This window comes from Chitinophagales bacterium (assembly GCA_020636495.1).
GTDB lineage: Bacteria > Bacteroidota > Bacteroidia > Chitinophagales > Chitinophagaceae > UBA5543.
Map to the genome: position 1 here is coordinate 466,457 of JACJXQ010000008.1, position 14,568 is coordinate 481,024.

At 44.2% G+C, this 14,568-nt stretch carries 15 protein-coding genes; 4 read left to right on the forward strand and 11 right to left on the reverse strand.

Annotation, left to right across the window (positions count from 1 at the left end; all coding sequences use genetic code 11):
• Positions 1–8: 8 nt before the first annotated feature.
• The 10 genes from H6550_02100 to H6550_02145 all read right to left on the reverse strand — a co-directional run bounded on the left by H6550_02100 (position 9) and on the right by H6550_02145 (position 9,457).
• Complete coding sequence (locus H6550_02100) at positions 9–749, reverse strand: DUF4197 domain-containing protein (GenBank protein MCB9044910.1); 741 nt, start codon at positions 747–749, stop codon at positions 9–11.
• Between the two features lie 41 nt (positions 750–790).
• Positions 791–3,277 (reverse strand): TonB-dependent receptor, encoded by a 2,487-nt coding sequence (locus H6550_02105; protein MCB9044911.1) that lies wholly within the window; start codon positions 3,275–3,277, stop codon positions 791–793.
• Positions 3,278–3,434: 157 nt separating this feature from the next.
• Positions 3,435–4,391, reverse strand: coding sequence for a transketolase family protein (locus tag H6550_02110; GenBank protein MCB9044912.1), 957 nt, complete (start codon positions 4,389–4,391; stop codon positions 3,435–3,437).
• A gap of 19 nt (positions 4,392–4,410) precedes the next feature.
• Positions 4,411–4,752: a translation initiation factor gene (locus tag H6550_02115; GenBank protein MCB9044913.1), complete on the reverse strand. Its 342-nt coding sequence runs from the start codon at positions 4,750–4,752 to the stop codon at positions 4,411–4,413.
• A gap of 52 nt (positions 4,753–4,804) precedes the next feature.
• Positions 4,805–5,998: a DUF3570 domain-containing protein gene (locus H6550_02120; protein ID MCB9044914.1), complete on the reverse strand. Its 1,194-nt coding sequence runs from the start codon at positions 5,996–5,998 to the stop codon at positions 4,805–4,807.
• Positions 5,999–6,011: 13 nt separating this feature from the next.
• Positions 6,012–6,233, reverse strand: a complete 222-nt coding sequence (locus tag H6550_02125; GenBank protein ID MCB9044915.1) for a DUF4266 domain-containing protein — start codon at positions 6,231–6,233, stop codon at positions 6,012–6,014.
• Complete coding sequence (locus H6550_02130) at positions 6,230–7,189, reverse strand: FAD:protein FMN transferase (GenBank protein MCB9044916.1); 960 nt, start codon at positions 7,187–7,189, stop codon at positions 6,230–6,232. Before H6550_02130 ends, H6550_02125 begins: the two co-directional genes overlap by 4 nt.
• Positions 7,182–7,616, reverse strand: coding sequence for a thioredoxin family protein (locus tag H6550_02135; GenBank protein MCB9044917.1), 435 nt, complete (start codon positions 7,614–7,616; stop codon positions 7,182–7,184). Before H6550_02135 ends, H6550_02130 begins: the two co-directional genes overlap by 8 nt.
• A gap of 57 nt (positions 7,617–7,673) precedes the next feature.
• Entirely contained in the window at positions 7,674–8,582 is a 909-nt protein-coding gene (locus tag H6550_02140) for a DMT family transporter (GenBank protein ID MCB9044918.1), read from the reverse strand.
• A gap of 14 nt (positions 8,583–8,596) precedes the next feature.
• Positions 8,597–9,457: a glycosyl transferase gene (locus H6550_02145; protein MCB9044919.1), complete on the reverse strand. Its 861-nt coding sequence runs from the start codon at positions 9,455–9,457 to the stop codon at positions 8,597–8,599.
• A gap of 262 nt (positions 9,458–9,719) precedes the next feature.
• Between H6550_02145 and H6550_02150 the strand changes: the two genes are divergently transcribed.
• From H6550_02150 to H6550_02165, 4 genes are all read left to right on the forward strand, one after another.
• Entirely contained in the window at positions 9,720–9,866 is a 147-nt protein-coding gene (locus tag H6550_02150; protein ID MCB9044920.1) for a hypothetical protein, read from the forward strand.
• Positions 9,867–9,879: 13 nt separating this feature from the next.
• Positions 9,880–10,122 carry a hypothetical protein gene (locus H6550_02155; protein MCB9044921.1) on the forward strand — a complete coding sequence of 81 codons (243 nt, stop codon included), beginning with the start codon at positions 9,880–9,882 and terminating at the stop codon, positions 10,120–10,122.
• Positions 10,123–10,388: 266 nt separating this feature from the next.
• Complete coding sequence (locus H6550_02160; protein MCB9044922.1) at positions 10,389–11,078, forward strand: ferritin-like domain-containing protein; 690 nt, start codon at positions 10,389–10,391, stop codon at positions 11,076–11,078.
• Between the two features lie 17 nt (positions 11,079–11,095).
• On the forward strand, positions 11,096–11,938 hold the full coding sequence (locus H6550_02165) for a ferritin-like domain-containing protein (GenBank protein MCB9044923.1): 843 nt from the start codon (positions 11,096–11,098) through the stop codon (positions 11,936–11,938).
• A gap of 50 nt (positions 11,939–11,988) precedes the next feature.
• Here H6550_02165 and priA read toward each other — a convergent pair whose 3' ends face one another.
• The gene (gene priA / locus H6550_02170) at positions 11,989–14,472 is read right to left on the reverse strand and encodes a primosomal protein N' (protein MCB9044924.1); all 2,484 of its coding nucleotides are present in this window, start codon (positions 14,470–14,472) and stop codon (positions 11,989–11,991) included.
• Between the last annotated feature and the right edge of the window lie 96 nt (positions 14,473–14,568).

The following is a 14,568-nucleotide window of genomic DNA, read 5'->3' on the forward strand; positions in this document are numbered from 1 at the left end:
TATTAGCCTTATGCCCCGAACACTTTTCTCAGAAGGTCGGTAACGCGTGCCGAAGGATTTTGCCTTATTTTATTTTCTTCCTGCTCTACGGTTACAAAAAGACCAGATAATGCCCTTTCTGTAACATAACCTGTCAGATCGGGGTTGATCTTATTGAATGTAGTTGGTAGCCGGTTGTAAATGGTAAATACCTGCGACCAGTATTTGGTAGCATTTACTTTGTTGAGTGAGTTTTCTATTACCGGGCGGAAAGCATTGGTCAGTTGTTGCGTGGTCCTGTTTTTCAGGTAGTTGGTAGCAGCACTATTACCACCTTTCAATATACCCAGCCCGTCTTGTATGCTCATTGTTTTTATAGCATTGATAAAAATAGGAGCAGCTTTTGCGGCGGCATCCTCTGCGGCACGATTCATAGCCATAATAGCTTTGTCTACTTCCGCACCCATACCTATTGAACGAAGTGTGTTTTCCACCTTCTTTGCCTCCGGCGGCATCAGTATTTTTATGATCTGGTTGCCAAAATATCCATTGATGGTCGAGAGTTGCTTCCCAGCATTGTTAGAACCTACTTCAAGTGCCTGTTTCAGACCAGCAATGATCTCATCGTTGGTAAGTGCACCTGTTCCGCCATTGTTACTTGCGTCATTGATGATCTTTTTACCCTTGTTCAGCCACCCGCCCAGTTGAGCATTACATCCGTATGTTGCCACCATGCAACATGCCAAAATAAATATGGATATTTTTTTCATAGTGACAATTTACGACTTTTAAGTATAATTAGTGTGGGGGCTTAGAAACCACCTGCGTCGTCCTCTTTTTCTTTTATGTTATCGTGGTCTTTTTCCGTATCTGGTTTTACTTCGGCTTTTTTGCTTCGCCCGTTTTTCTTTTTCATGCCAAACCCTTTGTTTTCACTGCTTCCGAAGCGATAGGTAAAGTTGATATTGCCTATTCTTGTTTCCCTGTCATTATAATTAGTTTGCAGGTATTGGCCAAAGTCAAAGTTGGTAGTGTACTTGCGGGTGTTGAATATATCAGAAACATTTAACACAAGGTTAGCTTTGCCTTTGAAGAGATTTTTGCGCAACGCTACATCTATCCAGTACACTTCCTGCCTGAAACCCTGGGCCACTACTTTAGGGCTTTCGTAGTTACCATTTACCTGTAGGGAGAATTCTTTAGGTAATTTAACCGTGGTATTTACTTTTCCAAACCAGCTGAAACCACTATTGTCCAGTGTCGGATCTATATTACTACCCAGTATCTCGTTCCTGAAAAAGTTGGTGTTCAGGGTCATATCCCACAGTTTTTTTACCAGTTGTATCTGGCCGGTCAGTTCCAGCCCGTAGGTAACTCCGGCATTCAGGTTCCTGCGTTGTGTATACGATGTTCCGTCGCCATAAAGCACACGGTATTGTGATATCAGGTTCTGAGTGTACTGGTAGTAGGTACTGATTATGATATTATGTCCCTGTTCGAACAGTTTATTATAGTTCAGTTCGATATTATGAATGAACTCCGGTATCAGGGCGGGGTTTCCTACACTTGTGTCTTGCGGGTTTGACAGGTCTACGTAGGGCAACAAGTGGTAAAATCGTGGCCTGTCAATCCGGCGGGTATAACTCAGGTAGACGCTCTGGTCCTTCTTTAGTTCGTATGAAAAGAATAGGGACGGGAACAGGTTCAGGAACTCATTACTATACCTTTTGCCTTGTACTGATGTTGCAGTGCCTTCATAGTATGCATATTCTGAGCGCAGGCCTGCTTTGTACCTGAATTTCCCAACCTGGTCTCCCCAGCTCAGGTAAGCTGCATATATCTGCTGGGTATAGTCATAACCATTCAGCAACACACTGTCTACTTTTGTTCCGTTCCCTGCAGAGTCCGTAGTGGGTGTGTTGCTGCTCTGCAGCCAGAAAAGTTGTGATTTCAGACCTGCCTCCAGTTTGCCATTTTTTGTGAACATAGGAGATACGTAGTCTACCTGTGTGTTGAGGCTTGAGTTGTTGCTGGTACCGGGTGCATCCTGGTGTATAGGGCCTGAGACGAGTACATCCTGTTGATCGTACACATTAGTTGTGTATATCTGCTTGCGTGTCATCCACGAACGGGCAAAAGTTGAGCTACCACTTAGCTCACGTTCTTTCTTTTTGAATTTGTGTTTGTATTCTAAAGAAGAGGAAGAAGACAATGGCCCGCCGCCTGATTCAAAATCCCTCAGGCGTTTCAGCAGCAGGTCATTTTCTGAGGCATATGTACTGAAATCAGAGTTGCCCTTACCACCCCAATACATTTTATTAATGTTTTGTTTCAGTGTGATACTGTTATTGGTGTCAATATTGTACTCGGCACCCAATGTATTAAAAAAGCCGTTGAATATGTGCAGGTTGTCTTCATAACTTTCTGACAAGCCGTTGTCATATTTGTCTTCACGGGTAGTGGTATTTCGCCTGTAGCGCCGGTTCTGCCTGAAGCTGCTATTGAGGAAAACGTTCCACTTTTCATTTTTCATATTCAGGTTAAGGCTCCCATTATATTTGTCGCGTGTTCCTGCTCCCAGTGTAACACTACCATTAGTACCGAATTTCTTTTCTCGTTTGGTAATAATGTTGATGATACCCGTCATGCCGCTGGCATCATACTTAGCTGATGGGTTGGTGATGACCTCTACCTGGTCGATGCTGGAAGCAGGCAGGCTTTGCAGAGCAGTGGCATCGTCACCGCCTAGCAAGGTGGCGGGTTTACCGTCTATAAGTATCGTTACATTACTTTTTCCTCTCAGGCTCACACCGCCATCTACGTCTACAGAAACAGAAGGGACATTCTGTAACACATCTCCGGCGCTGCCACCTACAGAAGTAATGTTCTTGTCAACATTGAATACTTTTTTATCAATGCCCATCTCCATCATCGGCCGGGCACCGGATATTTCTACTTCTTTGAGCATTTGCGATGTGGTGCGCACCTGCAGGTTGCCCATATTCTTTACTGCGCCGCCGGATACATTAACTCCGGCAATAGTTTTTGTAGTTATGCCGATACCACTTACCCTGAGCAGAAAGTCGCCGTCCCTGACCTGGGTCAGCTCAAATTTTCCGTCATCATCAGTAATAGTACCGTTTATGACAGAAGAGTCCTGTTGCAGCAGTGTTACCGTAGCATATGGAACAGGCTTGTTCTTGCCGGCAGAGACTACACCTTTCACGGTATTATTTTGCGCATATGTGGTGATAGTAAGAAAACAGGAGAGAAAAAGTACCAATGATCTGTATGCCACGTATGATATATATTTTTTAAAAAAGAATGACAAATGTAGTAACATTTGAGCAGGATTGAAGCCTGTTGCATAGTTCAGCACTAACATGGCTTTTGCCTGATACAAAAATGCCGTGACAAAGCCACGGCATCATATAATAAAATGTATTAATTCAATACTATTTTCTCTTTATCACTTTTTCAACAGCTGCAATAATATTGGATTTGCCCAGACCGTATTTTTTCAGCAGGTCAACAGGCTTGCCGCTTTCGCCGAAGGTGTCATTTACTGCAACATATTCGTGTGCTGCAGGTAATTTGCGCGACAGCACCTGCGCTACTGAATCACCCAGTCCGCCGTTGCGTTGGTGTTCTTCAGCAGTTACCACACAACCTGTCTTCTTAACAGATGTAAGTATAGCCGCCTCGTCAAGTGGCTTGATAGTGTGCATATTGATCAGCTCTACAGAGATACCTTTTTCTGCCAGTTCTTTGGCAGCCTCAACAGCGGTCCATACAAGGTGTCCGCAAGCTATGATGGTAACATCTGTACCCTCTGCCATTATCTGTGCTTTGCCTATTTCAAAATCCTGGTCAGGAGCGGTGAAAATCGGCCATGCAGGACGTCCGAAACGTAGGTATACCGGACCTTCCATCTCTGCAATGGCCATGGTAGCCAGTTTTGTCTGGTTGTAATCACAAGGAACGATAACTGTCATCCCGGGTAGCATTTTCATCATGCCGATATCTTCCAGCACCTGGTGAGTAGCACCATCTTCGCCGAGCGTCAGGCCAGCGTGGGATGCACATATTTTCACATTCTTGTCGCTGTATGCTATCGACTGGCGTATCTGGTCGTACACACGGGAAGTAGAGAAGTTGGCAAAAGTTGTGGTAAAAGGTATCTTACCACCAATGGTTAACCCTGCCGCTACGCCCATCATATTAGCTTCTGCAATACCGCACTGTATGTAGCGTTCAGGAAACTCCTTCATAAACTGGTTGAGTTTCAGAGAGCCCGCCAGGTCGGCTGTCAGTGCAACGATATTCGGGTTTTTACGTGCCGCTTCAGCAATGCCATCGCCAAAGCCAGAGCGAGTGTCTTTTTTACCTGTTTCTATTATATCCTGTAACATTGCCGCAAAAATAAGTTTATCATTTGGTTAATGTATATCCCCAGTCCCTCAACCAACCTATAATTTTTTCTTTATAGTCTCCCTGTATGATTATCAGCCCGTCTTTTACACTGCCTCCGGCACCACATTTGGTTTTCAGGTCTTTGCCCAGGTCTTTCAGATCATCTTCTGTGCCCGAAAAACCCTCCACCAGTGTTACTATCTTGCCTGCGCGCTGTTTGCTATCCAGCTTTACCCTCAGTTTTTGCTGGTTTTTGGGTGCTGTTTCGGCATCCTGCTGCTGCTCCTCATAATCATTGTAGTAGTCCTGGTTGGTAGAGTATACCAGCCCGTCTGCACGTCCTTTATGTTTTTTAGACATAGCGCAAAGGTATATTATGACACTTTAAACACAAGGGCTGTATCATGTTATATTATTTAAATTTCATTGCAGCAGTGATAATATCAGATCTCAGGCCGGTACTACGTATATAGTGGCCATATCTTAACTCCAACACGGCAAAGTTCTTAATACCGAATACACCATTCTCCGGTGCCCAGCGAATACTGCCACCAATAAACTGGCTGTTGAGTTTCGACAGATCATAGTCACTGGTGTAAAATACATCTGACGAGCTGTGCAATCCGTAAGGTGCAAAATATTTTACAGCTGACTGGTCGTAATACCTGTAGTGCGGACTGACAGAAAGATAAGGGTTGATCTTAACAGGTAATTCGATGTCTGCTGTATAGGATTTCAACCCCCAGTTGTCAGTATAGTAGCGGAAGAAGCTACGCAATATCACCCTGTTGCCCATGAAGTAATTCACCCTGATACCGACAGGCACTTTAAAACGGCTGCCCGGCAGGTTTTCTGCCTGGAGCGTGCCATCGCTAAAATATACCCTGTGGAAACGTGTGCCTAACAACCCGCTTTGATAAACGGCATCCGCCAACAATGCAACATGCAATTTCCTGTTCATAACCTGGCTGTACACCAGTGATGCGCTCAGAGAGTTGCGGGGCGCCCAGTTAAAAGCATCATCAGTCTCACGCGCACGTAATGAGGGTGGGCGAAGCTCGATGGGCAGTATTTCTTTCCACCTGTCAAAATACCCCATCAGGTTCAACGACAACTCTTTGTTTTTGTCGGCAGATAATTTAGAAGCACTCAACCCCAGGCCCGAAGACTGGTAATCGAACTCCATAGAGAATGCAGCTATGGCGCCTGTTGTCCAGCCTGTTTTTTCATTATGTACCGTCCAGCCCAGTTTGGGATATACCCTTGTGTCGCCGGCTGATGCTGATGATATGGTTGAAGGGTCGATCTTATCAGACGAAGCTGAAGTATAGTTATCGATTCCTACGCTTGCCGTAATGACATGGCTCCTGTCTTTTTTGCCGTTCCTGAGTAATTTGATGTCCAACTGGTTGGCAAAGTCTGTAAGCTTCTCTGTACCAATGCCTCCTGTTACGGCAGCATTGTTACCTTCCTGGTGGTAATATGATGATACAAAATTCACCTCCTGCAGACTTAACTTCCGGTCTTTATATTCACTTTCGTCCTGCGCATAGGCACCAAACAGGTTGATGAATGCAGCAATTATGGCTAACGTTAGTTTTTTCATAAGGGGTGTTTTTTTAGTTACAACCGCAGCCTCCGCCTGTTTTTCCTCCATTGGCACCTGACGCACCCTCACGGTAAGACTGGAAACTGCTTTCAAACATTTCAGACTTACGGGCGCTTAGTTCCATTTCGGCATCGTTGATGTACTGTTTCTGGTATTCCTTTACCGAAGTACAGGCACCGGCAAATAATACCATTGCCAATAATGCTGTGTTTATTACCTGTTTATTGCTCATGCTTCTGACAGCTTAATATTATCTGATGTATAAATGTTGTTGTCATCGTCTATAATGATGCAGGCAATGCCTTTCACCTGGTTGATCATATGAAGTCCGGCTTTTACGCCCATGATGATGACCGGTGTTGTCATCGCATCGGCTATTTCAGCATTCGGGCATATAATGGTTACGCTCTTGATACCTGATACAGGATACCCTGTTTTCGGGTCTATAGTATGACTGTATTTCTTACCATCTATCATGACAAATTTTTCATAGTTGCCCGATGTGGCTACTGACATATCTGTGATACTGAAACAAGAGAACGGTTGACCGATACTATCCGGGTCTGCGATACCAATTGTCCATGGGCTGCCATCAGGTTGATAACCCCATGTAGACAGGTCGCCCGCTGCATTGATGATGCCGCTTTGTACGCCCTGTTGCTGTAATACCTGTTTGGCGCGTTCAGCTGCATATCCTTTACCGATACCGCCGAACCCTATACGCATGCCTTTCTCTTTCAGGAAAACAGTACAGTTACCTTTGTCCAGCAGGACGTTACGGTAATTGATCAGTCGTACGGATTGCCGGGCAACTTCCCTGTCAGGCAGGGATGTCATAGTGGTGTCAAAGTTCCAGAAGCGTTTGTCGATCGAACCATAGGTTATATCAAATGCACCCTGTGTCAGGTCTGATATACGGTTAGAGCGGTAAATAATGTCAAATACTTCCCTGTCTACTTTCACGGGTGCTATGCCTGCCTCTGCGTTAATGCGATTGGCCTGGCTGTCATCTGCAAATGTGGTCAGCAGTTTTTCTATTCTTCTTATCTCGCTGATAGCAAGGTCAATGTATTGTTCAGCTTTTTTATGGTCACTATCCACCACCGTTATTTCAAAACGGTTACCCATCAACCTGAGTATCTTTTTGTGTATAGCACCTTTGCTGATAAATGTGACCTCATTACTCATGCAACACTCCTTTTATCTCCTTGACAAATTCTTCGGGGGTCATGTCTTTATAGCCATCCCATGTTTTTAAAATTTTGCCTTCTGCATCCAGCAGTAAGGTGAGCGGGAAGTGGCCCGATTTGTTGTATTGCTCCGCCAATGCATCGTTTGCCTTTATCACATCTTCAGCAGGCATGTTCTTTTTCTGTCTTGGAAAGTCTGCATTCACCAGTATGAGTTTTTCTTTTGCATATTGCTGAAATGCCTCCTGGTCGAATATTTTCTTCTCCATCCTGATACAGGGTATGCACCAATCAGAACCGGAAAATTTAAGAATAATGTATTTATGTTGTTTAGCAGCGTCTGTTTTTGCCTGTGCGAAGTCTGTTCTCCATGCAGCGGACATACATAGTACTACGCCTAATAATAGTGGGATGAAGTATCTCATAAGAACGTTACCGTTTACTGCCGGCCTCTGAAAATTGGAACGTTAGCAGCAAATAGCTTATTGTTTGTTTGGTTGTTTGTTTAACCCGAAGTTAACAAAATATACACCTGTAAATATAAGTATCGCAGCGAAAATTTTCATCCATGTCACCTCTTCGCCCATCACAATTACCGATATAAGCCCGGCAAAGAAAGGTTGAAAATAAATATAAGCTCCCGCGGTGGACGGACTCAGATGTTTCACAGCAAATATGTTCCATAGGTAAGCAAAAAAGGTGACAAACATGACGACAAAAGCCAGTGCCAGCCAGTCTGCCGCCGCAAAAGCTGACCATTGTATGATAGCAAACTGCTGCCAGCCAAATGGCAGTACAAACAGGAACCCGAACAGGAATACCCAGCGAATAACTATGACAGGGCGGTAGCGTACCATGACGGGCTTGATAATGACCAGGTATATGGCATAGCTGGTAGCATTCAGAAATACAAGGAAATCTCCCCATGCAGTATTCTTTCCAAGGGTGGTCAACTCTTTACCGGCACTCATCAGCAAAGACGCGCCTGCAATACCTAATAGTAAACCTACTGCTTTATCCCACTTTAGCCGCTCTTTAAGAAGGAAGAGAGAGAGTATAGTAATAATAATAGGGGTGCTCATCATGATCAGCGAGGCGTGTATAGGCATGGTGTTGTTGAGGCCAAGGAAGAATAACATCTGGTTGGCAGCCACACCAAACAATCCGCCGAGTATCAATATCGGCCAGTCTTTCTTCCGTATACGTTTTCGGTATTTTTTGCCAAGTGCATAACTCATCCAGAACAGTACACATACCACACTTACGCGAATCAGGATAAATCCAAGTGGTTGTATCAGGCGCGGCATCAGGAATTTGGCTACGGTAAATCCCGCACCATAAAAAATGTTTACAGCCAATAATGCTAAATGTGCTTTGACTTTGTTATCCACGTAGCAAATGTACTTTATATTTTATCCAGGCATTTGTCAACTACAGCTTTATAGTCGTCGAAATGATGCTCTAAATGATGTGTCAGAAAAGGGAAGCAGCGGGTCTGCTCAATAACTTTGGCGAGGTTGAAACCGCTTTGTTCTTGACATATGAACATGCAATGTTCCTGCAATATTCTGCCCAGGTATTCTTGTTCGGTCTGCCCGGGAGTAGGTATAAGTATGGCTTTTTTACCCATGCGCAACAGGTCCATGATGGTAGAGTAGCCGCTGCGACAGATAACCATGCCGGCGTTCCGAAATACATTGGAAAGTTCGTCTTTAGTCAATTGTTTATGGTAGGTAATATGTTCCGGTATTTGGTTTCGGGGTTGTATATTGTTACTGCCTTCTACAAAAACAATGGGGAACTTATAGTCTTGCAACTGTGCCCATATTTTGTCTGATAGGATAGTACGTTGTGGCTCAGGGCCCGAAAGCAGAACCAGTAAGTAATCATTGTCTGTATTTGATAGCGGTGTTTGTTGAGATAGCAAACCTATGTAACCGGTTTTTTTTGGCAGCTTTTGAGTGTGAGACAAACTTCCTGCCAATCCCGGAGCCTCAGCCACATCAACAACCCAGCACTCATCAAATTTTTCCAGGTAGCGATAGTGCAGTTTCCTGAAAATATTGTCAGTTGTTTGGCCAAGTCCTGTTTGTACTTGCAATTGGTGTGTCATGATTATAGAAGGAACGCCATCGTGATGCAAACCATAGCGATTATCAGATATTACAACATCTATTTTATGGTTCGCTACAATTCCTTTCAACCATTCATGTTCCTGCTTTATGGTTGATAGCATACCCGGTACCTGCTTGATGATGGCTGGCATGAACATGGACTTTCGTGATGCATAATGCACATTATATCCATCAAGGTGTACAGTTGGTAATGCAGGAATCGTTGCATCTATATAGGCTCTTTGTTGCTCATTACCGGCAAACAACACCTTGTGTCCGGAGGCTGTAAGGTGCCTGATAAGCGGGATACAACGAGTGGTATGGCCCAGTCCCCAATCCAGCGGGGCAACCAGTATGTGCTTTGTAGTTTTGATAACTGTAAATCCTTAACTTTACAAAAGTAGACAGAAGAATATGATGAAAGGGAACAAAATTGCGCTTTACCTGTTGTTGGTACTGGCATCGTGCTTTATTTTAGAAAGCTGTGCAACATCAGCCAAAGGATGTGGCTGCGGTGCTGACCTGAACAGGGCGTATAAATCTCCTAAACGTTTTCACTAAAAAACAACGACCTATGTGGAGTGATAACAACAAAGTGTGGACATCGTATACCAACGGGCTGTTAGCTACAGACGTTGATTCTGCTGCTTTTTTAAGGAATTACTTACGTTATATCATTGTTAGCCGAAAGCATTATAATACACTCGAAGTAATTGATCTGCAGAAATATAAGGTGATACGGTCTTCACGCAAATTACGCCAGGCCATTAATGAGCGATTGAGTATACCCTTTGTATTCCTATCCTGTAATAATTAATATAACAATTGCCATCTGACGGTATGTTGTTCATATTCAACATGCTATAATCTGTTAGCCGATTTTCATATCGCAAAACAAAAAATACTGCTTAACGGCACTTTTCCTTACAAAAATGCTATGAAAAGCAGATTTCATATATTAGATTTACTTACTGCTTTTTGTATCTTAGGTGCGAATTCATGTTTGCACAGCTTATTTATTGTTGATAATATGCAATAATGAGGCTGCAAAGGCTTTTTAAAAGTTATAACTAATACACAATTATGAAAGAAGCAAAGAATGTGATTGCTGAACATGAAACTGCCAATGGCACCGGTGTTTCGCGCAGGCGCTTTTTAGGCTATGCCGGGGGGCTCGCTGGTGCAGGGTTGCTCATAGCATCTTGCGGAAAGGACAACACAGTAGCACCGGAAGCCGGGGCAACTGACCTTGGCGTAAATGATGAGGGGTTGATCAATCTTATGTTTGTATCACAACAGGTTGAGGCGGCTTTTTACACGCAGGTTTTGCTGACGCCATACAGCGGAATGAACCCTACGGAAAAATTGTTGCTGACCGATATGCGTGACCATGAGATCGCTCACAGGGAATTTTTAAGGAATTACCTGAAAGGGAAAGGCACTTCAGTTCAGACAGATTTTAGTTCTGTTAATTTTGATAATAAAGCCAATGTGCTTGAAAATGCCGAAATGATAGAGAACCTGGTAGTTGCATTAAATAACGAGATAGGCAGACTCCTGGTTTTTAGCGATAATGCAGCAATAGTAGTAAAGCTTGCTACGGTTGAAGCGCGCCATGCAGGTACGATCAGCAATTTCAGAAATACAGGCTCTTTCTTCGGACCGGTAGACGTTACAGGTTCTGAGCCGGGTATGCTGCCTTCTAATGCTGTGACAACACTTAACAGGTTCCTGTCAACCAAAGTTTCAGGAAACAATCTACCTAACAAGTAAAAAATCAGTAGTAAGACATGAACTTCAACGATATAATCAATCAAATAGCAGGTACTGACTCTACTGAGTTTGAAAAGAAGGAGCACAGGAGGAATCTGCTGAAGGGTTTTGGAACAAAACTCGCGGTAGCTGCAGTGCCTTTTGCCGCAGGTAGCTTGTTTGCCAACAAGGCTTATGGCCAAAGCAAAGAAACAATTATCAATTATCTGAACTACCTGTTGAAGCTGGAACTGGTAAAAGAACAACTTTACACAGAGACAGCTAATGCTACAGACCTGGTTCCGGAGGCTTTCAAGCCCCAGATCGACCAGATGGGCATGAATAACAAGTCACATATCAGCATTATACAGGGTATCATAACCGACCTGGGTGGCACGCCGATCACCATCGCACCTGGCAAAATAGACACCACCGGTGGCCGAGGCAGTGGTTCAGGGCCATTCTACAAAGCACTCACTTCTTTTGAAGACTACCTGATACTGATGCAGGTATTAAGTGACGGTGGGTCGCGCATGTATAAAGGTGCAATAACAGAAGTATTTTCTGACAAAACAACGGTCGGTGCCTTAATGAGTATTCATTCTGTACTGGCAAGACAGGCTACATTTGTCCGCTTCCTGCGTAGCTACTGGATAGGTGTAGATATTAAGCCCTGGATAACAGGCTCTAATTCAGACACCACTAACACAGCGGCACAGAGGGCATACGCTGGCGAAACACCAACTACACAAGCGGGTATAGACGTAGTAGGTATCAATGGTTTTGATATTACTGCAAATACTGCAACAGAGGCTTTTGATGAGCCATTGATCATGTCGGATGGTAATAATATCATAGACAGATTTATTAATTATACGTAAGAGATCTAATTTCAATAACAGAATAGCCACCCTCTGAGGTGGCTATTTTATTACATAGGGTCAACATCAAACTGAACCTGTAGCGAACTATTGCCTTTTGCTGATGTGATGTATTCTTTCGTGGCTTTTATAAAGGCCTTAGTGTTTTCTATCACGCTCATGTTGCGGGGACATTTCACCCACACTTCCTGTACATATAAATTTCGTACCCTGGGTATCAGTGCCTGCACAGGACCCTGTACTCCTACCTCTGGCACCTGCTGAAGCGCTTGGGCCATTTGCCCGGCTGCAGCAACAGTACGTGGTTCGTCCCTGTGCCGGAATGTTATTTTGATGAACCGTGTGAACGGCGGATAGGCAAATTGCTCCCGGTATTTTATTTCGTGCTCGTAAAACGAACGGACGTCATGTGCTTTCACCCATTGCAATACAGGATGTGTCAGATTGTATGCCTGTATCATTACTTTGCCTTTGCCGTCTGTGCGCCCTGCTCTTCCGCTTACCTGCTCCATAAGCTGGAAAGCACGCTCATTTACCCTGAAATCAGGGAAGTTAAGCAGGCTGTCAGCACTCAGGATACCTACCAGTTCAATAGGTGCGAAATCCAATCCTTTTACAACCATTTGCGTGCCGATCAGAATATCGATCTTCCTCTGTTCCAGTTTTTCAAAAAGTTCTGAAAAACTTGTTTTGCCACGCATGCTGTCTACATCCATGCGAGCCGTCTTTGCCTCAGGAAATATCTGCCCTATCTCCTCTTCTATTTTTTCAGTACCGAATGTTTTGGCTTGCAGGCTATTGCTGCCGCAGGATGGACATACATGCACTACCGCAGATTTCAACCCGCAATAGTGGCAATGTAGCTTATCCGTGCTTTTATGATAGGTAAGTGATACGGCACAGTTTTTACAATGGGGTACCCATCCACACATAACGCATACCTGGAAAGGTGCATACCCCCTGCGATTCTGGAAAAGTACCACCTGTTTGTGTTTTGAAAGAGCAGCTTTAATTGCTTGTGTGAGTTCAGGAGTTATCATCCTTACACCCTGCTTTCGTACACTCTCCAGCGATTTCGCATTTACAATTTCGATATTGGGCATCTCAATGCCGAGGTAACGCTCTGCCAATCGTACATACCCATATTTTTCATTGCGACTGTTGTATATACTTTCAACCGAAGGGGTAGCAGAGCCAAGTATCGTTTTGGTACCGTGTAATGCTGCCATGTATATTGCTGCATCTCGCGCATTGAAACGTGGTGCAGGGTCTTTTTGCTTATAAGATGCGTCATGTTCCTCGTCCACGATTACCAGGCCCAGGTTGCCGTAAGGTAGCCATAAGGCAGAGCGAGGCCCTGCAATGATCTTGTATTTGCCCAGCCTTGTCTTTTCCCATATCTCTACACGTTCATTATTGGTAAACCGTGAGTGGTACACGCCAAGCTCATCGCCAAAATAGGCATACAACCTGCTCACGAGTTGTGTGGTAAGGGCAATTTCAGGCAATAATAATATTGCTTGTTTTCCTTGTTCTATACACTCCTTCAGCTTTTTGATGTATAGCATGGTTTTTCCACTACCTGTTACGCCCTCCATCAGCACAACGTCTTTTTCTGCAAGTGCAAGTTCCAGTTCGTTATATGCTTTTTCCTGTGCGGGCGTAAAGTCGATAGTTGCCGGTTTGTTGTTGTGTTTGACCGTAAGGCGGTCAACGGTCACTTCTTCAATTACAAATATCTTTTTGTCGGTGAGCGCCTTCACCTGTGCAGCGGTAGCATCGGCCCGTTCGAGCAGGTTCTTTTGCGGAACGGTCCCGTATTTAACAGATAACTCAATATATGCCATGAGCAGGCTCAATTGTTTAGGGGCGTTTTGTAGCTCATCAAACAATTGATGCATTTTTTCTTCGCCCTTATAATCATGGTGCAGGCGTATGACCTTTTCTTTTTTGGGACGATAGGCAGTCTCCAACTCATCGTGGATAACTACCACTTCATTTTCCAGCAGTTCATTTAATACTACCGAGAAATTGCGTACTCCTGTTATAGCCCTGAACTCACTGATGGTTAGTTCATTCCTTGTTTCCAGTGCTTCGGCAGCCGGGTATGCCTTATTGCTCCATTCATATACCACGTCATTGTGTTGTGGCATCCACTGTAGTCTTGTCTCTCCTGTCAGTTTCAGGTGGGCAGGTAGTGCCGCCTGCATTACTTCGCCCGGCGCAGCCATATAATAATCAGCTATCCATTGCCAGAATTGCAATTGAAGTTGGTTGACAACAGGTTCTTCATCCAGTAGGGCTCTTACCGGCTTTACTTCGTATGCATCAGGTTTTTCAGCATGCAGCCCGGCCACAATGCCAGAATACAGTTTGTTCCTGCCCAGCGCAACTTCTACCCGCATGCCTTCCTTTATGTCAGCCTGCAACTCTATCGGCACGCCATAGGTAAGCAGGCGTGGAAGGCTCAACGGCAGTATGATATCTGCGAACGAGTGATGATTTTTTTTACTATCCTGCTGCAATAAAGACATGAGTATGCAAATTAATCAAAAGACTTCATGCTATCCTGTTTACCTGCTGCCATTATATAAGATTACCGCATTGTTCATCACTTGTAAGTTTCTTCG

Bases quoted from the DNA above. Each gene is read 5' to 3' on its own strand.
- H6550_02150 (MCB9044920.1), top strand. From the start codon at position 9,720: ATGATGAAAGGGAACAAAATTGCGCTTTACCTGTTGTTGGTACTGGCA.
- H6550_02135 (MCB9044917.1), bottom strand. From the start codon at position 7,616: ATGAGATACTTCATCCCACTATTATTAGGCGTAGTACTATGTATGTCC.
- H6550_02120 (MCB9044914.1), bottom strand. From the start codon at position 5,998: ATGAAAAAACTAACGTTAGCCATAATTGCTGCATTCATCAACCTGTTT.
- H6550_02125 (MCB9044915.1), bottom strand. From the start codon at position 6,233: ATGAGCAATAAACAGGTAATAAACACAGCATTATTGGCAATGGTATTA.
- H6550_02110 (MCB9044912.1), bottom strand. From the start codon at position 4,391: ATGTTACAGGATATAATAGAAACAGGTAAAAAAGACACTCGCTCTGGC.
- H6550_02130 (MCB9044916.1), bottom strand. From the start codon at position 7,189: ATGAGTAATGAGGTCACATTTATCAGCAAAGGTGCTATACACAAAAAG.
- H6550_02160 (MCB9044922.1), top strand. From the start codon at position 10,389: ATGAAAGAAGCAAAGAATGTGATTGCTGAACATGAAACTGCCAATGGC.
- H6550_02155 (MCB9044921.1), top strand. From the start codon at position 9,880: ATGTGGAGTGATAACAACAAAGTGTGGACATCGTATACCAACGGGCTG.
- H6550_02165 (MCB9044923.1), top strand. From the start codon at position 11,096: ATGAACTTCAACGATATAATCAATCAAATAGCAGGTACTGACTCTACT.
- H6550_02145 (MCB9044919.1), bottom strand. From the start codon at position 9,457: ATGCCAGCCATCATCAAGCAGGTACCGGGTATGCTATCAACCATAAAG.
- H6550_02115 (MCB9044913.1), bottom strand. From the start codon at position 4,752: ATGTCTAAAAAACATAAAGGACGTGCAGACGGGCTGGTATACTCTACC.
- priA (MCB9044924.1), bottom strand. From the start codon at position 14,472: ATGTCTTTATTGCAGCAGGATAGTAAAAAAAATCATCACTCGTTCGCA.
- H6550_02100 (MCB9044910.1), bottom strand. From the start codon at position 749: ATGAAAAAAATATCCATATTTATTTTGGCATGTTGCATGGTGGCAACA.